The organism is Nonomuraea sp. NPDC050394 (genome assembly GCF_044459065.1).
GTDB lineage: Bacteria > Actinomycetota > Actinomycetes > Streptosporangiales > Streptosporangiaceae > Nonomuraea.
In genome coordinates, this window is the sequence record NZ_JBITIO010000013.1 from 256,630 (window position 1) to 275,485 (window position 18,856).

Below are 18,856 nucleotides of genomic sequence, written 5' to 3' on the forward strand. Positions count from 1 at the left end.
CCGCCATGCGTATTGGAGTGCTCACCGGCGGCGGCGACTGCCCCGGTCTCAACGCTGTGATCAGGGCCGTCGTCCGCAAGGGCGTGAGTGTTTACGGTCATGAGTTCGTCGGATTCCGTGACGGCTGGCGTGGCCCCCTGGAGGGGGACACGATGCCGCTGGACATCCAGGCCGTCCGCGGCATCCTGCCGCGCGGCGGCACCATACTTGGCTCGTCCAGGACCAACCCCATCAAGATCGAGGGCGGCGTCGACCGCATCAAGGAGAACCTCGCGGCGGGCGGCGTCGACGCGCTGATCGCCATCGGCGGCGAGGACACGCTCGGCGTGGCCAAGCAGTTGTGGGATCGCGAGGTCAAGGTCGTCGGCGTGCCCAAGACGATCGACAACGACCTGTCGGGCACCGACTACACCTTCGGATTCGACACCGCGGTCAACATCGCCACTGAAGCCATCGACCGCCTCCACACCACGGCGGAATCGCACCACCGTGCGCTGATCTGCGAGGTCATGGGCCGCCACGCCGGCTGGATCGCGCTGCACGCCGGCATGGCGGGCGGCGCCAACGTCATCCTCATCCCGGAGAAGCCCTTCGACATCGACCGGGTCTGCGAGTACGTGGAGTCGCGCTTCCGCACCCGCTACTCGCCGATCATCGTCGTGGCCGAGGGCGCCCACCCGATCGAGGGCCAGATGACCCTGCAGACCGGCGAGCTCGACTCCTTCGGCCACGTACGCCTCGGCGGCATCGGCGAGATGCTGGCCAAGGAGATCGAGAAGCGCACCGGTAAGGAGGCCCGCACCACCGTGCTCGGCCACATCCAGCGCGGCGGCACCCCGACCGCGTTCGACCGGGTCCTGGCCACCAGGTTCGGCCTGCAGGCGATCGACGCCGTGCACGACGGCGCCTACGGCTCCATGGTCGCGCTGCGCGGCACCGACATCGTCAGGGTCGGTCTCGACGAGGCGACGGCCGAGCTCAAGACCGTCCCGGACGAGCGCTACGCCGAGGCCGAGGTCTTCTTCGGCTGAGCGTGCAAGCGGACCGTGATCATCCGTAAGCGGCTTGCAAGTGGCGGGCCGTACCTTTCAACGCAGCGGGGTTAGACGAACCGCTGCAACCCCTCTCAGGGTACGGCTCGCGCCGCGGAAGCATCGGCGGCCCACCGGGGCGCGAGCCGTACCCAGGACATAGCTCAACCGCGGGGCGTGCCGAAGAGATTCACCTCCGGCGCGCCTTCGTCGTCTCTGGCGGCCTTTCTGGCCTGGAAGGCGATCTCGCCGCGCAGTTCCTTCTCCGAGGGGGAGAGGATCACCAGCAGCAGCAGCCCGACGGTGACCACGCACAGGCCCACGATGAGCGGCAGCAGGAAGTCCAGGGCGCGCGAACCCGGAATGGGCCCGGCGGACGGCACCAGCTCCACGGACATCGCGAACATGCCGGTGTAGTGCATCCCGGACACCGCCGCGCCCATCATGAGCGCGGCGCCGCCGATGCGCCAGGCGCCCCGCACCCGCAGCGTGAACCAGAGCGCCACCGTGGCCGCGACGATCGCGATGAGGACCGACAGGACGACGACCAGCGGGTCGTAGTGCACGTGCCCGGACATGTTCATGGCGGCCATGCCGAGGTAGTGCATGCCGGCGACGCCGAGCCCGGTCAGGGCGCCGCCGCCCAGCAGGTACGGCGGGCGGGACCCGCCCCGGCCGACCAGGAGCAGCCCGGCGCCCACGACCGCCACCGCGAGGACCGCGGAGGCGACCGTGAGCGGGACGTCGTAGCGGATGGGCGTGCCGGTGACGGCGAAGCCCATCATGGCGATGAAGTGCATCGTCCAGATGCCCGTGCCGCCGATCGCGAGCGCCGCGCCGGCCAGCCAGAACCGGCCCTCGCGACCGCCGACGAGGCGGGCGCGGGAGGTCAGCAGGAGGCCGAGCATGGAGCCGGCGCTTGACATCACGTAGGCGAGGGCGGGTGTCAGGAACCCGAAGGAGAAGTGATCGACAGCTGACATGGGCATTCGTCCCTTGATGAGTAAAGCAAGGGGAGTATGGGGCCCAGGTCGCTGCCTGTGCAACTACCGGCGGCGCGACCTCCCCGCGGGCTGCGGCCTGGGGGCCGGTGCGGGGTAGGTGAGCTGCTGCGATGTCCGTCTGCGCAGCTCCAGCCTGGCGAGGAGTTCGGCGTCCTCGTGGAGTTCCTCCTCCGAGGGCGACAGGATGACCATGAGCAGCATGGTCAGCGTGATCAGGCTGATCACGGTCATGAGCGGCACGAGGAAGTCGAGCGCGTCGGCCCCGGGCACCGGCGCGGGCGCGTGGTGCGGGGTGACGGTCATCGCGAACATCCCCGTGTAGTGCATTCCGGCCACCGCGACGCCCATGACCAGGGCGGCGGCGGCGATCCAGATGGGCCGCCTGACCCGCAGCGTGAACCAGAGCGCCACCGTCGCGGCCACGACCGCGATCGCCACCGACAGGGCCACCGTCAGGCGGTCGTAGGAGACGTGGGCGGACATGTTCATGGCGTACATGCCGAGGTAGTGCATGCTCGCCACGCCGAGGCCGGTGAGCAGTCCGCCGCCGAGCAGCGCCAGCACCCGGCCGCCGCCGTAGGAGACGAGGAACAGGCCGGTGCCCACGACCACGATCGCGACCACCGCGGAGGCCACGGTCAGCGGGACGTCGTAGCGGATCGGGGTGCCCTCGATGTCGAAGCCCATCATGGCGATGAAGTGCATGACCCAGATGCCGGTGCCGCCGATCGATACGGCCGCGCCGAGCAACCAGCGCACCCGCGAACCCCCGCGCGAGGCGTGGGCCTGAGCGGTCAGCCGCAGTCCGAGCATTGACCCGATGCACGACATCACGTAGGCGAGGGCCGGGGTGAGCGGGCCGTGGGTGAAATGATTAACAGCGGTAGACATGTATCGATATTTCCTTGCATTAGGGATCACCGGATTCTGGCAGTGGTGTGGCCCGATTCGCATGGATACTTCGACTATCTGTCAACCGACCCTGTCGGAAACGTGAGAAAGATTCATGGGTATCGAGGGACCGTTCTGGCGCGCGATCGCCGTCTTCAGGGTCGCGTCGCTGGTCTACGCGGGTGTGCTCCTGGTTCAGCACGACGGGTACGCCCGGCCCGTCATGGGGTGGTTCGTCCTCAGCCTCATGGCGCTGTGGACCGCGGCGTCGATCTTCGCCTACTCCGTCGAGGCGCTGCGCGGCTGGCCGCTGCTGGTCATCGACATGCTGGTGACGCTGGCCTGCCTGCTGGCCTCGCCGTACGTGGAAGGGCCCTACCAATACGCCGAAGGCGTCATGCCGCTGCCCGCCACCTGGATCGCCGGACCCGTGCTCGCCTGGGCCGTCTACGGCGGACGCCGCCTGGGCGCGCTGGGCGCGGCCATCGTCGCCGCGGCCGACGTCTGGCTGCGCGTACGCACCCCCGAGGCGCCCGTCCTCATCAACGGCGCCGTCCTGCTGTTCCTGTCCGGCGTCGTGGTCGGCCACGTCGCGCGCCTGGCCAAACAGGCCGAGGAACGCATGCAGCGGGCCGCCGAGATGGAGGCCGCCCAGCGCGAGCGCGACCGCCTCTCGCGCGGCATCCACGACTCCGTGCTCCAGGTGCTCGCGCTGGTGCAGCGGCGCGGCCAGGAACTCGGCGGCGAGGCGGCCGAACTCGGGCGCCTGGCCGGCGAGCAGGAAGCCGCCCTGCGCGACCTGATCTCCCTGCGCCCCGCCCCCTCCGGCGACCTGCGCTCCCTCCTCACCAGGTACGGCTCCGCCACCGTCACCGTCTCCACCCCCGCCACCCCCATCGTCCTGCCCCCGGCCACGGCGGCCGAGGTCGCGGCGGCGGTCGGCGCGGCCCTGGACAACGTCCGCACCCACGTCGGGCCGGACGCCCGCGCCTGGGTCTTCGCCGAGCAGGAGGAGGACTGCGTCATCGTCAGCGTCAGGGACGAGGGGAACGGCATCCCCCCGGGCCGCCTGGAGGAGGCCGAGCGGGACGGCCGGATGGGCGTGGCCCAGTCGATCAAGGGCCGCATCGCCGACGCGGGCGGCACCGTCACCATCATCACCGCCCCCGGCGAGGGCACCGAGCTCGAAATCAGGATCCCGGCAGGAGGGAACACGTAATGTTGGGTAGGCCCCATGGAGACGGGAAGGAGAGTCGGGTGAGCGTCGCTCCCATCCACGACTATGGCCGCTACACCATCTATGACCTGGACGCGATGCCGGAAGAAGGCAAGCGTTACGAGCTCGCCGACGGGTGGTTGTTCGAGTTGTCCCCCAGCGCTTTGCATGACCATACGGCCGATCGTTTGAAGGACCTGTTGAAGGAGGCTGCGAAGGCGGCGGGCGCGGAGATGTACGTGGCTGGAGGGTCCAACGACGTGACCACTCCGGCGGGCGTGCGCAAGCCGGACGTGTTCGTCATGAGCAAGGACGCGGCCCGTGCCACGATCGAGAGCCACGCGAGAACCTTCTACGCCGGAGACATCCTGATCGTCGTCGAGGTGGTGTCACCTCGAAGCGGCAGTGAGCAGACGGACCGGGTGCGGAAGGTCCGGGAGTACGCGGAGGCCGGGATCCCCCAGTACTGGATTGTGGACCTTGAACCTGAGCCCAGGATCACCGTCCTTGACCGTGACGGGGACGTCTACCGGCTGGCGCGTGAGGTGAAGGCGGGTCAGATGTTCAGCGGCGACTTCCCGTTCGTCTTCTCCTTCGATCCCGGGGCTCTGGGCGAGTTCGGGTAGGGGGCTGCCGTACGCTGCGGGCATGGTGCGGGTCATGGTGGTGGACGACCACCCGATGTGGCGTGATGGGGTGGCCAGGGATCTGGCGGAGGCCGGGTACGAGGTCGTGGCGGCCGTGGGGGAGGGGCGGCAGGCGATCCGGGTGGCCGGGGCGGTGCGGCCCGAGGTCGTGGTGCTCGACCTGCAGTTGCCGGATCTGTCGGGCGCCGAGGTGGCGCAGGGGCTCAGCGGGCTGGAGAGCCCGCCCCGGGTGCTGGTGCTGTCGGCCAGCGCCGAACAGGACGACGTGCTGGCGGCGGTCAAGGCCGGGGCCTCGGGGTATCTGGTGAAGTCGGCCTCCCGGGAGGAGTTTCTCGACGCGGTACGGCGGACGGCCGAGGGTGACGCGGTGTTCACGCCGGGGCTGGCGGGGCTGGTGCTGGGGGAGTACCGCAGGCTGGCGGCCCAACCGGCGCAGGAGGAGGACGGGCCGCGGCTGACCGAGCGGGAGACCGAGGTGCTCAGGCTCGTGGCCAAGGGGCTGTCGTACCGGCAGATCGCCGACCGGCTGGTGCTGTCCCACCGGACCGTGCAGAACCATGTCCAGAACACCCTCAACAAGCTCCAGCTCCACAACCGGGTGGAGCTCGTCCGATATGCGATCGAGCGTGGTCTGGACGAGGACTAAACTCGGTAGGTCGAAAGCACTGGAATTCTCGGAGGACCCCCATGACGATCACCGCCCTGGGTGAGCCGTGCGTCCTGCTCAAGCTGGGCGAGATCGTCCTCAAGGGCAAGAACCGCGAGCTGTTCGAACGCCGCCTGATCGGCAACATTCGCAACGCGCTGCGCGAGCTCGACATCAAGGTCGACGTGCGCAAGCGGCACGGCGTGATCGCCATCTTCCTGCCCACCGGCACCACCGTCGAGCAGGCCGACGCGGTGGCCGCCCGGGTCTCCGACGTGCCCGGACTGGTGTGGATCCACCGCGCCTGGCGGGTCGCCAAGGACCCGGACACGGTCGTCAAGGCCGGCCTCGAACTGGTCCGCGACACCGAGCAGGCGGCCCGCAAGGCCACCTTCGCCGTCCGCTCGCGCCGCCGCGACAAGCGCTTCCCGCTGCGCTCCAACGAGCTCGACCGGATGGTCGGCGGCGCCATCAACGACGAGTACGGCCTGCCCGTCGACCTCAAGAACCCCGCGCTCACCCTCCACATCGAGGTCGACCGCGACGAGGTGTTCGTGTTCACCGACGGCCTGCCCGGCCAGGGCGGCCTGCCCGTCGGCTCCAGCGGCAGGGCGCTCGTGCTCATGTCCGGCGGCATCGACTCGCCCGTCGCCGCCTACCGCATGATGCGCCGCGGCCTGCACGTGGACTTCCTGCACTTCTCCGGCATCCCGTTCACGACGAGCGAGTCGATCTACAAGGCGTACGCGCTGGTGCGCAAGCTCGACCGCTTCCAGGGCGGGTCGAGGCTGTGGGTGGTCCCGTTCGGCAAGGCGCAGCAGTCCATCCGCAACTCCGGCCAGGACCGGCTGGCGGTCATCGCGCAGCGACGGCTCATGCTGAAGACCGCCGAGGAGGTGGCCCACCGCATCCGCGCCGCCGCCCTGATCACCGGCGACGCTCTCGGCCAGGTCTCCTCCCAGACCCTCGCCAACATCACCGCCCAGGACCACGCGGTCGAACTGCCGATCCTGCGGCCGCTGGTCGGCTGGGACAAGACCGAGATCATGGCGGAGGCGCGCCGGATCGGCACGCTGGCCATCTCCGAACTGCCGGACGAGGACTGCTGCTCCCTGCTGGCGCCGAAGCGGGCCGAGACCCGGGCCAAGATCGAGGACCTGAAGCAGATTGAGAAGCGCCTCGACGCCGAAGAGCTGGCCGTCCAGCTGGCCGACTCCATCCAGGAGTACACCCTGGAAGGCGTCAGCCCCACCGCCTGAACCCCGGGAACGGCCCGCCCCGCGAGACCTTCGGCCACGGAAGTACACGAACCGGTCCACGGGATCTCCGCGGGCCGGTTCCGGGCGTCTCCTGGCGGGTGCACGAGGTCGTCGCGGGTTCTTGCGATCCCCGTCAGGTGGTTCACGAAGGGCCGTGACGGTGGCGCGTCCGTCCGGCGTGAGAAGCGATCCCGCCGACCCGCCGGCGCGCGTCGGCGGGTGGGGGCGGGGGTGGCTGGGCCGTAAGGGATCAGCTGAGGTGGTGGGCCATAGAGGATCAGCGGCCTTGGGCGGGGGCGGCGGAGGCGGTGCGGCCCAGCAGCGGCGGGAAGGTGGCGAGCACGTCGGCGAGAACGTCGAGGTCGGTGTCGACCAGCGCCTGGGGGCCGTCGCAGAGGGCGGTCTCCGGCGCGGGGTGCACGTCGATGATCACGCCGTCGGCGCCCACGGCGATGGCCGCGCGGGTCAGTGGGAGCACCAGGTCGCGGCGGCCGCCCGAGTGGGACGGGTCGATGATGACCGGCAGGTGCGACAGGCGCTGCGCCACCGGCACCGCCGACACGTCCAGAGTGTTGCGCGTGGCCGTCTCGAACGTGCGGATGCCGCGCTCGCACAGCACGATGTCCAGGTTGCCGCGCTGGGCGATGTACTCGGCCGCCATCAGCCACTCCTCGATCGTGGCGTTCATGCCGCGCTTCAGCATCACCGGCCTGCCCGCCGCGCCGACCGCCTGCAGCAGCGCGAAGTTCTGCGCGTTGCGGGTGCCGACCTGCAGCATGTCGGCGTAGGAGGCGACCAGTTCGACGTCGTGGGCGTCCACGACCTCCGTGACGACCGGCAGCCCGGTCTCCTCGCGCACGTCGGCCAGGATGCGCAGGCCCGCCTCGCCGAGGCCCTGGAAGGCGTACGGGGAGGTGCGCGGCTTGTACGCCCCGCCCCGCAGCAACGTCGCCCCGGCCTTCTTGGCCATCAGCGCCGCGTCCAGCGTCTGCTGCGGCGTCTCCACCGCACAGGGCCCGGCGATCAGCGTCACGGTGTCGGGGCCGATCGCCACCCCGCCCACGTGCACGGTGGAGCGTTCCGGATGGTTCTCCCGGCTGACGAGCTTGTAGGGCGTGGACACGCGCATCACGTCCCGCACGCCGGCCATGCCGCGCAGGTTGCCCTGGTCGAGCTGGGCCACGTCGCCGACCAGTCCGACGATCGTGCGCCGTACGCCCCGGCTCACGAACGCCTCCACCCCCGCCGCCTGCACGACCGCGACGATCGCGGCGACGTCGTCCGGGGTGACCTCGGGGCCCATCACGATGACCATGGTTTTCTCCTCTGAACATGCGAAAGGCCCCGGATCCTTACGGACCCGGGGCCTTTCGCTCGTCTGTGTCTGCTAGCGCAGCGCCACATGGCGATCGGTCCTCACGGGTCCGCCGCCATACCAAAAGATGAATGCGGTGCGCATAGGCCGCAATAGTAGCGCACTCCCACCCGGCGACGAGCCGTACGCCCGGCGATGACAGGATGGCCGAATGAACGAGGAGGAGTCGCGCCTGCCCCCAGGCCAGTACGTCCCGCGCGGCCGGCCCGTCATCCACTACGGCCGGGTGCCGCAGTTCAAGCCCGACAGCTGGGACTTCCGCGTTTTCGGCGCCACCGCGTCAGGGGAGATGCACCGCTTCAGCTGGCCGGAGTTCGAGAAGCTGCCGCGCACCGGCGTGCTCGCCGACTTCCACTGCGTCACCAAGTTCTCGATCATGGGGAACGAGTGGCGCGGCGTCAGCCCGCACGAGATCCTGGCCGCCGCACCGCCCGCCGAGGGAGTGACGCACGTGATGATCTGGGCGGAGTACGGCTACAGCGCCAACGTCCGCCTCTCCGACTTCACCGCCCCGGAGACGCTGTTCGCCACCGAGCTCGACGACAAGCCCATCAGCCCCGACCGGGGCTTCCCGCTGCGCGTCGTGGTCCCCCATCTCTACGCCTGGAAGAGCGTGAAATGGGTGCGCAGCATCGAGTATCTGCTGGAGGACCGGCGCGGCTTCTGGGAGGAACGCGGCTATCACAACGTGGCGGATCCGTGGCGAGAGCAGCGCTACTCATACCAAGAGGAGCCGGGGGAGGGGCCACCGTAGCGTTTCCGCCCGAACACCCCGCGTGACGAGCTACGGTTTGCCGCATGTCGATCGCCGCCTCCGTGGCGCTCGCCTCCCTCCTGGCATTCGCGCTCGGCTACCTCGTCGCGCGCCGCCGCCCCGAGCTGCCCGAAGGCGGCTGGAAGGACGAGGCGACGTTCATGACGCTGCACATCGCCGCGCTGGCCGCGCCGTCCCTGCGGGGCGGGCTCACGAAGGAGTCCGCACGCAAGGCCGTGAGGCATCTGCGCGTACTGCTCGGCACCCACGCGCTCGCGATCACCTCCACCGACGCGGCACTCGCGTGGGACGGGCCCTGCACGGACGAGGTGCTCGACCACGCCCGCGCGGCGCTGACCTCGGGCCGCGCGGAGGTCTTCGCCGGTCAGCCGCACGGCGCGGTCGTCGTGCCGCTCACCGTCGACGACCGGGTGGTCGGCGCGCTGGCCGCCTACGACGAGGAGCTGAGCGCGGCGCTCGTGCGCACCGTCACCGAGGTCGCCCGCTGGGTCTCGGGCCAGCTGGAGCTCGCCGAGCTCGACACCTCCCGCCGCCGCGCGCTCGAAGCCGAGATGCGCGCCCTGCGCGCGCAGATCTCGCCGCACTTCGTCTACAACGCCCTCACCACCATCGCCTCCTTCGTGCGCACCGATCCCGGCCGCGCGCGCGAACTGCTGCTCGACTTCGCCGACTTCTCCCGGTACGCGCTGCGCCGCGCCCAGGACTTCACGACCCTGGCCGACGAGCTGACCTGCGTCGACCGCTACCTGCTGCTGGAGCGCGCCCGGTTCGGCGACCGGCTGCGCTTCACCGTCCAGGTGTCGCCGGAGGTGCTGCCGGTGCCGGTGCCGTTCCTGTGCCTGCAACCCCTCGTCGAAAACGCGATCAAGCACGGCGTGCGCGCCGCCGGCGGCGCGGGCGAGGTGCGCGTGGTGGTCCGCGACGCCGGCCCCGAGGCGCACATCACCGTCGAGGACGACGGCGCCGGCATGGACCCCGAGCACGCCAGGCAGGTGCTCGACGACGGCCCGTGCCGCGAGGGCGGCGGCATCGGCCTGGCCAACGTCGACGTGCGGCTGCGCCAGATCTACGGCGAGGACTACGGGCTCGCGGTCGAGACCGCGCCGGGCGCCGGCACCCGCGTACGGCTGCGCGTCCCCAAGGCTCGACCTAGCTCTTTGTAGTCAATTCTTTACTCAACGTAGGCGTGTCGCTTGTGAGCAGGGCGTTCTTGCGGCAGCGTGGACGGCATGCTACGCGTTCTGGCTGTTGACGACGAGGTGCCGGCCCTGGAAGAGCTGGCCTACCTGCTGCGCCGGGACAGCAGGGTGGAGCAGGTCCTCACCGCAGCCGACGGGGTCTCGGCGCTGCAGGACATGGTGCAGATGATCGGTGCGGGGGAACGGCTGGACGGGGTGTTCCTCGACATCCGCATGCCCGGCCTCGACGGGCTCGACCTGGCCCGGCTCATCGGCGGGTTCCCCAGCCCGCCGCGCCTGGTGTTCGTCACCGCGCACGACGACTGCGCCGTGCAGGCCTTCGAGCTGCAGGCCGTCGACTACCTGCTCAAACCGGTGCGCGCCGACCGGCTGGCCGAAGCCGTGCGCAGGCTGGAGGCGGTCTCCGCGCCCCCCGACGACTGCGGTCTCGACGACGTCATCCCCGTGGAGCTGGGCGGGCGCACCAGGTTCGTGCCGCAGCAGGCCGTCTGGTTCGCCGAGGCCAAGGGCGACTACGTGCGGCTGCACACCGTCGACGGCAGCTACCTCGTGCGCATGTCCCTGGCCGCGCTCGAACGCCGCTGGGCCGGAGTCGGCTTCATCCGCGTGCACCGCAGCACGCTCGTCTCCGCCCGCCACGTCAGCGAGCTGCGCTTCGAGGGCGGCAAGGTGATGCTCACCGTCGGCACGGAGACGCTGCCCGTCAGCCGCCGCCACACCAGGCAGGTGCGCGAGCAGCTCGTCAACCAGCATCGGGGCGCGCAGTGACCGTGCGCCGCGTGCTGGTCGAGCGGCGTCCCGCGGCGGTCGGGCGCCTGGGTCCGGTGCCGCCCGCCGACGTCTCCCGCGACATCGAGACGCGGGCGGCCATGCGCCGTCAGCTCTCGGCGGGCGCCGTCACCGCGGGGGCCGGGCTTGCCGTGCTGGTCGGGGCGCCGGTCCTGGCCGCCGGGTTCACCGACGTGCGCTGGTGGGTGGTGCTGTCGGTGGGGGTCCAGCCGGTGTGGGTGCTGCTGGCCGTACGCCATCTGCGGCATGCCGAGCAGGCCGAACGAGCGGGACCGTGACCGTCGCGGCGCTGGCCGGGATCGCCGTCGTGCTGGTCCTCGCCGTGACGGTGGGCACCGTGCGGCCGCGCCGCTACCTCAGCGTGTCGGAGTTCTACGTGGCGGCGCGGGCGGTGCGGCCGTGGCGCAACGGCGCCGCCATCGGCGCCGAGTTCACCGGCGCCGCCGTCTGCCTGGGGCTGGCCGGGCTCATCGCCACGCACGGGGCGCCGATGCTGTGGTATCCGGTGGGGGCGGCGGCGGGGTTCGTGGTCGTGCTGGCGCTGGTGGTCGCGCCCCTGCGCAGGTCAGGAACGTTCACGCTGCCCGACTTCGCCGAATGGCGGCTGGGCTCGGCGCGGCTGCGGCGCTTCACCACGTGCTGGGTGCTGGGGATCGGGATGTTGTTCCTCGTGGCCCAGTTCCAGGCGGCCGGGATCGTCACGCGGCTGCTCACCGGGCTGCCGCCCTGGGCCGGTTGGGTGGCGGTCGCCGCGACCGCCGCCTTCGTGGCGCTGGCGGGTGGCATGGGCAGCGTCACGAGCGTGCAGGCCTCGCAGTTCTGGGTGAAGCTGGTCGCCTTTCTCGGTGTGGGGCTGGCGCTGTGGTGCACATGGCATTGCGGCCAGGTGCCGGCCGAAGGGCTTTCCGGTGGGTACGGCTCTGGCGACCAGTCGTTGCCCGGCGTGCTGACGGTGTTGCTGGCCTGCGCGCTCGGGACCATGGGCCTGCCGCACGTCGTGGTCCGGGTCTACGCCGCCGCGGACGGGCGCGGGGCGCGCCGGTCGATCGTGGTGGCGCAGGTGTTACTCGGGGTGTTCGCCGTGGTGCCCCCTTTATATGGAATTCTCGCGAATGTGCATTTTCCCGGGGCGGGGGGCGAGGAGGTCGTGCTGCTGCTGCCGTCCCGGATGCTGCCCGGCACTGTCGGGAACATGCTGACCGGGGTGTTGTCGGCGGGCGCCTTCGCGGCGTTCCTCGCGACGTCGTGCGGGGTGCTCGGGGCCGTGTCGGGGGCGGTGTCGGCCTGTGTGGCGCGGCCCGGGGTGCGCTCGTTCCGTACCTCGCTGGCCGGGGTGACCGTGGCCGCCCTGGTGCTGACCGCGACGAGCGTTCCCGTCGGGTCGGTGGAGCTGGTGCTCGCCGCCTTCAGCCTGTCGGCGGCCACGTTCTGCCCGCTGCTGGTGCTGGGCATCTGGTGGCGGCGCCTGACCGCGGCGGGCGCCGCCTCGGGGTTCGCGACGGGCGGGGGCTTGACAGCGGTGCTTGTGGGGCTGGAATGGGTGGGCGTGAAGCCCTTCGTCCCGCCGGCCGCCGGCGTGCCGCTGGCTTTCGCCGTGATGGTCATGATTTCCCTGCTCACGCCCGGTCGGATCCCGGCCGGGGTGGCGGCGATGATGGCGCGGATGCACCTTCCCGAGCCGGCCGCGGGCCCCTTGATCGACCGTTCGTCGCGCGGGGGCGACCGCTCAGCCTCTTGACACGCTCCGTATATCGATGACTACAGACCGTTCAACGAGCTGTCCGTAAACGGGGTTTCGCCCACAAGATCGCAACCGTAGTGTTGCCCGCATCGAAGCCGCACCGCCGCATCGGGGGGGACGAGCCGCAAGGCTCACACAGGCCTGATGTGGCGGTTTCACCGGTGACCACGAGGTCACCACGGCGGTCGGGCCCTCGACCGGGGGGTGGGGCCCGCCGGCCGGAATGTGGAGGGGCGCCCGCTGAGCCGCGGAAATCGGACCGCGATCCGGCCTGACGGGGGCGGCCGGATCGCGCGAGCGGGCGCCCCCTCACATCACTCCCTCAGAACGTCGGTGAGGCGGGTGAGACTGTCCTGGCCGTGCCCGGCCGCGATGCCGCGGCGGAACGTGTCCAGCAGGGCCCGCGGGATCGTCCCGTCCACCCCCGCGGCCTCGGCCGTGCGCACCACGTGTTCCAGGCTCGCCGCCGCCATCCCCAGGTTCTCCATGTCGCCGGAGTGGTCGCCCGCGTCGATCCGCGGCGCGTAGAGCTCCACGAAGTACCGGAAGTCCATCGACTTGACCGCGTTCTCCCGGAACTGCCGCGCCGACACCCCGTACGCCCGCGCCACCGCCTGCCCGTGCAGGTAGCCCGCGAGTCCGGTCCAGAACATGTCGATGCCGATCTGGTAGTACAGGGCGGCCAGGCCGGGGTCCTCGCCCAGGTACTCGATCCCGGTCAGCGCTTCGAGGGCGGCCCGGTGGGTCTCGACGGCGCCGGCGGGGCCGCTGTAGTACGTCGAGGTGCCGGGCGTGCCGATGCCGGGGGGCGGCGTCTGCACGCCTCCGGTGATCTGCGTCCCGCCGTGCCCGGCCACCCACTCCGCCGCCTTCCGCGCCTCGGCGGGCGTGTCGGAGGTCAGATTGACCACGGTACGGCCGGCCAGCGCCCCCGGCGCCTGCTCCAGCACGGCGTAGACGGCGTCGTAGCCGGTCAGGCTCAGCACCACGAGCTCATTGGCCCCGAGCGCCGCCTCCACGCTCGGGGCCAGGCGCGCCCCACGGGCGACCAGGTCGCCGGCCTTGCGGGCGGTGCGGTTCCAGACGGTGACGTCGTAGCCCTTGTCCAGGTAGGCGGCGGCCATCGCGTGGCCCATGGGGCCGAGGCCGATGACGGTGACGGACATGCGTCCTCCCTAAAACGAACGTTCTATTTAGGAGTGGACGATAGCACGGCACTAAAATGAACGCTCTATCCAATAGAATGCGGAGTCATGAAGACCAAGGAGCGCATCGTCCGCTCGACCGCCCGCCTGATGCAGCGGCAGGGGTACGCGGCCACGGGCCTCAAGCAGATCTCCCAGGAGGCCGAGGCCACGCTCGGCTCGGTCTACCACTTCTTCCCCGGAGGCAAGACGGAGCTGGCGATCGCGGCCCTGCGGCACGGCGGCCAGGAGTTCGCCGGCATGCTGCGGGAGGCGCTGGAGCGCGAGGACGACCCGGCCGTGGCGATCGCCGCCTGCGCCGACGAACTGGCGGAGGGGCTGCGCGCCTCCCAATGGCTGGACGGGTGCCCCATCGTCATCACCGCGCTGGAGAGCACCGGCCGGGCGCCCGAGATCCAGCGGGCCGCGGAGGAGGAGTTCGCCGCCTGGCGGGAGCTGGTCGGCGGCAAGCTGCGCCGTAGCGGCTTCCCCGAGGACGTCGCCCACGAGCTCGCGCACACGGTGATCAGCACGCTGGAGGGGGCCGAGATGGCCGCGCAGGTGGCCGAGAGCGAGGAACCCCTGCGCATCGCGGGCCGCCACCTGGCCCGGCTCATCGCCTCGTACCGCTGAGAGCACGGTCCGCCACCCGGGGCTCATCGGCGGGTTCGTGGCGATGGGACCGCCCGCCGCTGGCTATCCTGTGGCACGTCGAGCCGGGTAAGGCTCCCCACCACGAGCCCACCGGGAGGCGACGACCGTGACAGCCGCCCAGCGCCGGAGCACCTGGCCGGCGACGACGGTGGCCGCGCACGTGGTCCTGGGTCTCCTGACGGTGATCGTCCTGGTGGCCGCCCGGCACTTCGGCGTGGACCTGTGGCAGATCCTCGCCGCCGCGGGCGCCGCCGTCCTGCTCCATGGGGGAGCCGTGGTGGCCCGCCGGCGGCCGTGGGCGGGGTACACGATCGGCGCGCTGGGGATGCTCGTCCTGGTGACGCTGCCCTTCCCGGGCTGGTCACCGGTCATGCTGCCCTCTGCCGCGTTCTTTCCCCTGACGTTGTGGCGGCTGACCGGCCAGGTCCCGGTCAGGTCCTCGGTACTCGCGCTGGCCGTCGCCGCGCTCGGGATCGTCCTCAACGAGCTGGTGGCGTGGTCCCGGCTGCCCACCGGCGTTCCCGGGTGGACCCGCCTGTCCGAGGGCGGGCTGCTGATGCTCGTGGTCGGCGGGGTATGGCTCGTGGCCCTTCTGGTACGCCGCAGGCACGAGGCCCGCCGGCGAGCCGAGAGCGAACGCCTGGCCGCGGCGGTCGCGGGCGAACGGGCCAGCATCCGCCGCGACCTGCACGACGTGATCGCGCACACGGTCACCGTCATGGTCGCGCGGATCGAGGCCGCGGCGGTGACCACGGCGGATCCGGCGACCCGCCGCGAGCTCGGCGACATCGCCGAGGCCGGCCGGGACGCCCACCAGGGCCTGCGGGCGATGCTCGCCACCCTGGGCCCGGTCACCGCGGCGCCGCGCGGAGAGGTCCCGATCTCGCTCGACGCCCTTCCCGACCTCGTGGCCTCGGCGGCGAGCCCGCTGCACGCGGTGACGTTCGCGGAGGCGGGCGAGCGACGGCCCTTGAGCCTGAGTGCCGAGGTCGCGGCGGTCCGTACCGTGCAGGAGGGCATCACCAACGCGCTGCGTCACCTCGAGCCCCCGGTCAAGGTGACCGTTCACCTGCGGTGGAGCCCGGCCGAGGTGATGGTGGAGGTGCGCGACGACGGCGGCAGGGCGCTTCGCGACACCGGCGGCGGCCGGGGGACCGGTCTGATGGGGATCGAGGAACGTGTGCGTACCGCGGGCGGCACCCTGTCGATCGGCGCCGGGGACGACGGATGGGTGCTGCGGGCGCGGCTCCCCACGAAGGAGGCGGTATGACGGGGATCCGGGTCATGCTCGTCGACGACCAGGAGTTGCTGCGGGCCTCGCTCCGCACGGTCCTGTCGGCCGACGAGCGCATCGAGGTCACCCACGACGTCGGGAACGGCGCCGACGCGATCGAGGTCGTCCGCCGCCACCGCCTCGACGTGGTGCTGATGGACATCCGCATGCCCCGCATGGACGGGGTCGCCGCCACCGCGGAGATCGTCAGGATCGCCCCGGAGACCCGGGTGCTCATGCTGACGACGTTCGACGACGACGAACTGGTCGTGGCCGCCATCCGGGCCGGCGCGAGCGGCTACCTGACCAAGGACGTCCGGCCCGCCGCCCTGGCCCAGGCCGTGTGCGACGTCGCCTCCGGGACGTCGGCGCTGGCCCCGGGCGTGGCCGCGACGATCCTCGATCTCGTACGGCAGGTGCCGATGCGCAGGACGACCGCCCTGGAGGGCCTCACCCCGCGCGAGGTCGAGATCTTCGGCCTGCTGGCCCGCGGCCGGTCCAACAGCGAGATCTGCGCGGAACTGGTGCTGAGCGAGAACACCGTGAAGTCCCACGTCCGGGCCGTCCTGCAGAAGCTGGACCTGCGCGACCGCGTGCACGCGGTGATCCACGCCTACGAGAACGGGCTCGTGGGCCGCAACGATCTGCCCGGCTGAGATCCCATCCTGCCGGGTGGGCCCGTCTCACCCCGTGGGGTGATGTCCGCCGGCGACGCCCGGCCTAGGTTCGACGTCGTGTACTTCCCGCGCCTGAGCCTTCCTCGTATGACCGCCCTCCTTGTCCTGGGCGGTGTGCTCGTCGCCGTGCTGCTCGGCTGGACGGCACCGGCCCACGCCGCCGGCGGGCGGCTGGTCGACGACTACCGCTCCGTCTACGGCACACCGGGCGTCGCGGCGGCCGTGGTCGACGGGTCGTCGGTCGAGACGATCGTCCGTGGCCGGGACGGGGACGGCGACGCGGTGACCGCGCGGACACGGTTCCGGATCGCGTCGATGAGCAAGTCGATGACGGCCACGGCGATCATGCTGCTGGCCGACCGTGGCCGCGTCTCCCTGGACGACCCGGTCGTCAAGCTCCTGCCCGGCTTCACGATGGCCGATCCGCGCTTCACCGGGATCACCGTGCGCCAGATCCTCAGCCACACCTCGGGGCTGTCGAACAGCACGAACAACGAGTACGTGTTCCCCCCTCCGCGCAGCCCGCAGGAGATCGTGTCCAAGCTGGCCGACAAGCGGCTGGCCGCCGATCCGGGCACCCGCTCGGAGTACCACAACACCAACTACTCGATCGCGGCGAGGATCGTCGAGGTGGTGTCGGGGAAGTCCTTCGGCTCCTTCCTGCACGCCGAGCTGTTCACGCCGCTGGGCATGACCGGCACCAGTTCGACGCTGGGGTGTTCCGATGCCGCCGAGGGGCTGCCGTCCGCGTTCGAGGTCGTGCTCGGGGTCGCCGTCGCGGCGCCGGAGATGCCGGGGATGTGCGCCGGCAACGGCGGGGTGATCTCGACCCTGGACGACATGGTCCGGTGGGTACGGTTCAACCAGGGAACCTTCGGCGCCGGCCTGCTGAGCGCCGCCTCCCTGGCCGAGCTGCACACCGTCCAGCCGAAGGCCGGCAACTACGCGCTCGGCTGGCAGTCCCGCCCCGTCTCGGCGGGCGCCCAGCCGTCGGTGATCGGCCACGGCGGAACCCTGGCGACGTGGACCGGGGACATGGTCTTCTCGCCCAGGACCGGCAAGGCCGCTCTCGTCCTCACCAACAGCGCCGGCGATCCCGGCGTGCTCTCGGCCAACCTTCTCGCCGAACGGATCGGGGCTCCGGCGACGCCGATGAGCAACCCGCTGACCGTCGTGAACGCGGTCCTGCTCGGGCTCACGCTGGTGATGGCCGCACTGCTGGTCACCGCGATCGTCCGGGCGCGCCGCTGGGCCTCGCGACGCCGCCTGGCGCGCCGGCCGTGGCTGGTCCCGCGACTCCTTCCCCTCGCCCTGGTGATCGTGGTGGGCGTGCTGCTGCCGACGCTGGTCTGGGGCGCGTTCAGCTTCCAGAACTGGATCGTCACCGTCTGGCTGCTGCCGCTGCTCGCGCTCTTCGGCCTGGTCTGCTCGGTGCTCGGGGCGGTCGCGCTCGGCCGCCGCGTCCATCGCTACCGCCGCGCCGGTCAGGTGGCCTCCGCACCGGTACGGCCGCCGGTGGCGAACACCAGAGCCTAAAGGCCGTCGTCCACGTGCCAGTGGTTCTGCCAGCGCGGGTCGATGACCTCGGTGGCCGACTGGTAGCGGATGTCGGTGGACAGGCGGACCATTCCCTCCGGGTCGGCGTTGTCCAGGGAGGCGTGGATGATGTGCGCGCCGTGCACCATCATGTCGCCGGCCCGGAAGCCGGTGACGAGCCAGCGGGCGTCGTACTCCTCGGCCAGCGCGGGCAGGTCCGCGGTGATCGAGGCGGCGGGCCGCCGCAGCGTGCCCGCGGCCTCCTCGGCCAGCACGCGGTGGTGACTGCCCTCCAGGTAGATGAGCGGCCCGCGCTCGATGGGGCAGTCACCGAGCGGAATCCACGAGGACAGCACCCTGTCGGTGCCCTCGCGCAGGTAGACCAGGTCGTAGTGGGCCTGGGTGGCGGTGCCGACACCCGTCTCGCCGGGTCCGACGTGCCGGATCAGCTTCCTGCGGTGCAGATGCACCTCCTCGGTGTCCAGCAGCCACCGATAGAAGCCGGAGATCCGGGGATGGCGGCACAACGCCTCGTACGCGGCGCCGGGGACGATGTCGCGAAACAGCACGCGGCGCATCGCCGCGCGGTCGAGGTCGCCGCCGCCGGCCCTGCCGAGCCGGGGGTCGCTGCCCGGCTCGGTGACGCCCGTCCCCTCCAGGGCCGCGAAGTAGTAGCGGCGGAACTCCAGGATCTCCGCGCGGTCGAGGAAACCCGGCAGGAACAGGTAGCCGTCGCGGGCCAGCCGGTGCCGCAACGCGGCCCGGTCGTGGCGTTCGCAGGCGCGGACGGGCTCAAGCCGCCCAAGCCGCCGCGGGCCAGGATCGAGCCGGTGGCCGTTGGAGGTCAGGACATCTGTCGATATCGGAGCGGACATGACCCCATGTTCAGGGCACGGTCGGTCGCCATGGTATGCAGTGTTTCCGGATCCATTTGCACTTTTGTCGGGGAGTTGAGTGGG

At 71.3% G+C, this 18,856-nt stretch carries 19 protein-coding genes; 14 read left to right on the top strand and 5 right to left on the bottom strand.

Annotated elements, in window-relative coordinates:
- Positions 1 to 5: 5 nt before the first annotated feature.
- Positions 6 to 1,031 (top strand): 6-phosphofructokinase, encoded by a 1,026-nt coding sequence (locus ACIBKY_RS40100; protein WP_379611692.1) that lies wholly within the window; start codon positions 6 to 8, stop codon positions 1,029 to 1,031.
- Positions 1,032 to 1,195: 164 nt separating this feature from the next.
- Here ACIBKY_RS40100 and ACIBKY_RS40105 read toward each other — a convergent pair whose 3' ends face one another.
- A complete protein-coding gene (locus ACIBKY_RS40105; protein ID WP_397105359.1) occupies positions 1,196 to 2,014 on the bottom strand; it encodes an MHYT domain-containing protein in 819 nt (272 codons plus the stop codon).
- 63 nt (positions 2,015 to 2,077) lie between these two features.
- Positions 2,078 to 2,926: an MHYT domain-containing protein gene (locus tag ACIBKY_RS40110; RefSeq protein WP_397105361.1), complete on the bottom strand. Its 849-nt coding sequence runs from the start codon at positions 2,924 to 2,926 to the stop codon at positions 2,078 to 2,080.
- A 115-nt stretch (positions 2,927 to 3,041) separates the two neighbouring features.
- Between ACIBKY_RS40110 and macS the strand changes: the two genes are divergently transcribed.
- Genes macS through thiI form a run of 4 tightly spaced genes read left to right on the top strand, consistent with a single transcriptional unit; the run spans position 3,042 to position 6,694 of the window.
- Positions 3,042 to 4,145 carry a MacS family sensor histidine kinase gene (gene macS, locus ACIBKY_RS40115; RefSeq protein ID WP_397105363.1) on the top strand — a complete coding sequence of 368 codons (1,104 nt, stop codon included), beginning with the start codon at positions 3,042 to 3,044 and terminating at the stop codon, positions 4,143 to 4,145.
- Between the two features lie 38 nt (positions 4,146 to 4,183).
- Complete coding sequence (locus tag ACIBKY_RS40120) at positions 4,184 to 4,768, top strand: Uma2 family endonuclease (RefSeq protein WP_397105365.1); 585 nt, start codon at positions 4,184 to 4,186, stop codon at positions 4,766 to 4,768.
- Between the two features lie 22 nt (positions 4,769 to 4,790).
- Positions 4,791 to 5,435, top strand: a complete 645-nt coding sequence (locus ACIBKY_RS40125; protein WP_184975872.1) for a response regulator transcription factor — start codon at positions 4,791 to 4,793, stop codon at positions 5,433 to 5,435.
- Positions 5,436 to 5,476: 41 nt separating this feature from the next.
- Positions 5,477 to 6,694, top strand: coding sequence for a tRNA uracil 4-sulfurtransferase ThiI (thiI, locus tag ACIBKY_RS40130; protein WP_397105367.1), 1,218 nt, complete (start codon positions 5,477 to 5,479; stop codon positions 6,692 to 6,694).
- 277 nt (positions 6,695 to 6,971) lie between these two features.
- Here thiI and aroF read toward each other — a convergent pair whose 3' ends face one another.
- The gene (gene aroF, locus ACIBKY_RS40135) at positions 6,972 to 8,009 is read right to left on the bottom strand and encodes a 3-deoxy-7-phosphoheptulonate synthase (RefSeq protein WP_397105369.1); all 1,038 of its coding nucleotides are present in this window, start codon (positions 8,007 to 8,009) and stop codon (positions 6,972 to 6,974) included.
- Positions 8,010 to 8,220: 211 nt separating this feature from the next.
- On the opposite strand from aroF, the gene ACIBKY_RS40140 reads away from it, so the two are divergent.
- The 5 genes from ACIBKY_RS40140 to ACIBKY_RS40160 all read left to right on the top strand — a co-directional run bounded on the left by ACIBKY_RS40140 (position 8,221) and on the right by ACIBKY_RS40160 (position 12,570).
- Positions 8,221 to 8,823, top strand: a complete 603-nt coding sequence (locus ACIBKY_RS40140) for a sulfite oxidase-like oxidoreductase (protein ID WP_397105371.1) — start codon at positions 8,221 to 8,223, stop codon at positions 8,821 to 8,823.
- Positions 8,824 to 8,867: 44 nt separating this feature from the next.
- Positions 8,868 to 10,007: a sensor histidine kinase gene (locus ACIBKY_RS40145; RefSeq protein WP_397105373.1), complete on the top strand. Its 1,140-nt coding sequence runs from the start codon at positions 8,868 to 8,870 to the stop codon at positions 10,005 to 10,007.
- Between the two features lie 66 nt (positions 10,008 to 10,073).
- Positions 10,074 to 10,811, top strand: coding sequence for a LytR/AlgR family response regulator transcription factor (locus ACIBKY_RS40150; protein ID WP_397105375.1), 738 nt, complete (start codon positions 10,074 to 10,076; stop codon positions 10,809 to 10,811).
- Positions 10,808 to 11,110 (top strand): hypothetical protein, encoded by a 303-nt coding sequence (locus ACIBKY_RS40155; RefSeq protein ID WP_397105377.1) that lies wholly within the window; start codon positions 10,808 to 10,810, stop codon positions 11,108 to 11,110. The genes ACIBKY_RS40150 and ACIBKY_RS40155 overlap by 4 nt, the downstream gene beginning before the upstream one ends.
- The gene (locus ACIBKY_RS40160; RefSeq protein WP_397105378.1) at positions 11,107 to 12,570 is read left to right on the top strand and encodes a cation acetate symporter; all 1,464 of its coding nucleotides are present in this window, start codon (positions 11,107 to 11,109) and stop codon (positions 12,568 to 12,570) included. The genes ACIBKY_RS40155 and ACIBKY_RS40160 overlap by 4 nt, the downstream gene beginning before the upstream one ends.
- Before the next feature lie 317 nt (positions 12,571 to 12,887).
- Here ACIBKY_RS40160 and ACIBKY_RS40165 read toward each other — a convergent pair whose 3' ends face one another.
- Positions 12,888 to 13,739: an NAD(P)-dependent oxidoreductase gene (locus ACIBKY_RS40165; protein ID WP_397105380.1), complete on the bottom strand. Its 852-nt coding sequence runs from the start codon at positions 13,737 to 13,739 to the stop codon at positions 12,888 to 12,890.
- An 87-nt stretch (positions 13,740 to 13,826) separates the two neighbouring features.
- Here ACIBKY_RS40165 and ACIBKY_RS40170 point away from each other — a divergent pair, with 87 nt between their 5' ends.
- The 4 genes from ACIBKY_RS40170 (at position 13,827) to ACIBKY_RS40185 (ending at position 17,897) form a co-directional block, all read left to right on the top strand.
- Complete coding sequence (locus tag ACIBKY_RS40170; RefSeq protein ID WP_397105382.1) at positions 13,827 to 14,390, top strand: TetR/AcrR family transcriptional regulator; 564 nt, start codon at positions 13,827 to 13,829, stop codon at positions 14,388 to 14,390.
- 127 nt (positions 14,391 to 14,517) lie between these two features.
- Entirely contained in the window at positions 14,518 to 15,681 is a 1,164-nt protein-coding gene (locus tag ACIBKY_RS40175) for a sensor histidine kinase (RefSeq protein WP_397105384.1), read from the top strand.
- Positions 15,678 to 16,340 (top strand): response regulator, encoded by a 663-nt coding sequence (locus tag ACIBKY_RS40180; protein ID WP_397105386.1) that lies wholly within the window; start codon positions 15,678 to 15,680, stop codon positions 16,338 to 16,340. Before ACIBKY_RS40175 ends, ACIBKY_RS40180 begins: the two co-directional genes overlap by 4 nt.
- A 108-nt stretch (positions 16,341 to 16,448) precedes the next feature.
- Positions 16,449 to 17,897, top strand: a complete 1,449-nt coding sequence (locus ACIBKY_RS40185) for a serine hydrolase domain-containing protein (RefSeq protein ID WP_397105388.1) — start codon at positions 16,449 to 16,451, stop codon at positions 17,895 to 17,897.
- On the opposite strand, the gene ACIBKY_RS40190 is transcribed toward ACIBKY_RS40185, so the two are convergent.
- Entirely contained in the window at positions 17,894 to 18,772 is an 879-nt protein-coding gene (locus ACIBKY_RS40190) for a phytanoyl-CoA dioxygenase family protein (RefSeq protein WP_397105390.1), read from the bottom strand. The genes ACIBKY_RS40185 and ACIBKY_RS40190 overlap by 4 nt on opposite strands.
- Positions 18,773 to 18,856: the final 84 nt, after the last annotated feature.

What these genes read in the sequence shown, in the direction of transcription:
- ACIBKY_RS40165 (WP_397105380.1), bottom strand. Translation starts at nt 13,739, where the DNA reads ATGTCCGTCACCGTCATCGGCCTCGGCCCCATGGGCCACGCGATGGCC.
- aroF (WP_397105369.1), bottom strand. Translation starts at nt 8,009, where the DNA reads ATGGTCATCGTGATGGGCCCCGAGGTCACCCCGGACGACGTCGCCGCG.
- ACIBKY_RS40185 (WP_397105388.1), top strand. Translation starts at nt 16,449, where the DNA reads ATGACCGCCCTCCTTGTCCTGGGCGGTGTGCTCGTCGCCGTGCTGCTC.
- ACIBKY_RS40150 (WP_397105375.1), top strand. Translation starts at nt 10,074, where the DNA reads ATGCTACGCGTTCTGGCTGTTGACGACGAGGTGCCGGCCCTGGAAGAG.
- ACIBKY_RS40180 (WP_397105386.1), top strand. Translation starts at nt 15,678, where the DNA reads ATGACGGGGATCCGGGTCATGCTCGTCGACGACCAGGAGTTGCTGCGG.
- ACIBKY_RS40100 (WP_379611692.1), top strand. Translation starts at nt 6, where the DNA reads ATGCGTATTGGAGTGCTCACCGGCGGCGGCGACTGCCCCGGTCTCAAC.
- ACIBKY_RS40140 (WP_397105371.1), top strand. Translation starts at nt 8,221, where the DNA reads ATGAACGAGGAGGAGTCGCGCCTGCCCCCAGGCCAGTACGTCCCGCGC.
- ACIBKY_RS40125 (WP_184975872.1), top strand. Translation starts at nt 4,791, where the DNA reads ATGGTGCGGGTCATGGTGGTGGACGACCACCCGATGTGGCGTGATGGG.
- thiI (WP_397105367.1), top strand. Translation starts at nt 5,477, where the DNA reads ATGACGATCACCGCCCTGGGTGAGCCGTGCGTCCTGCTCAAGCTGGGC.
- macS (WP_397105363.1), top strand. Translation starts at nt 3,042, where the DNA reads ATGGGTATCGAGGGACCGTTCTGGCGCGCGATCGCCGTCTTCAGGGTC.
- ACIBKY_RS40105 (WP_397105359.1), bottom strand. Translation starts at nt 2,014, where the DNA reads ATGTCAGCTGTCGATCACTTCTCCTTCGGGTTCCTGACACCCGCCCTC.
- ACIBKY_RS40170 (WP_397105382.1), top strand. Translation starts at nt 13,827, where the DNA reads ATGAAGACCAAGGAGCGCATCGTCCGCTCGACCGCCCGCCTGATGCAG.
- ACIBKY_RS40145 (WP_397105373.1), top strand. Translation starts at nt 8,868, where the DNA reads ATGTCGATCGCCGCCTCCGTGGCGCTCGCCTCCCTCCTGGCATTCGCG.
- ACIBKY_RS40190 (WP_397105390.1), bottom strand. Translation starts at nt 18,772, where the DNA reads ATGTCCGCTCCGATATCGACAGATGTCCTGACCTCCAACGGCCACCGG.
- ACIBKY_RS40110 (WP_397105361.1), bottom strand. Translation starts at nt 2,926, where the DNA reads ATGTCTACCGCTGTTAATCATTTCACCCACGGCCCGCTCACCCCGGCC.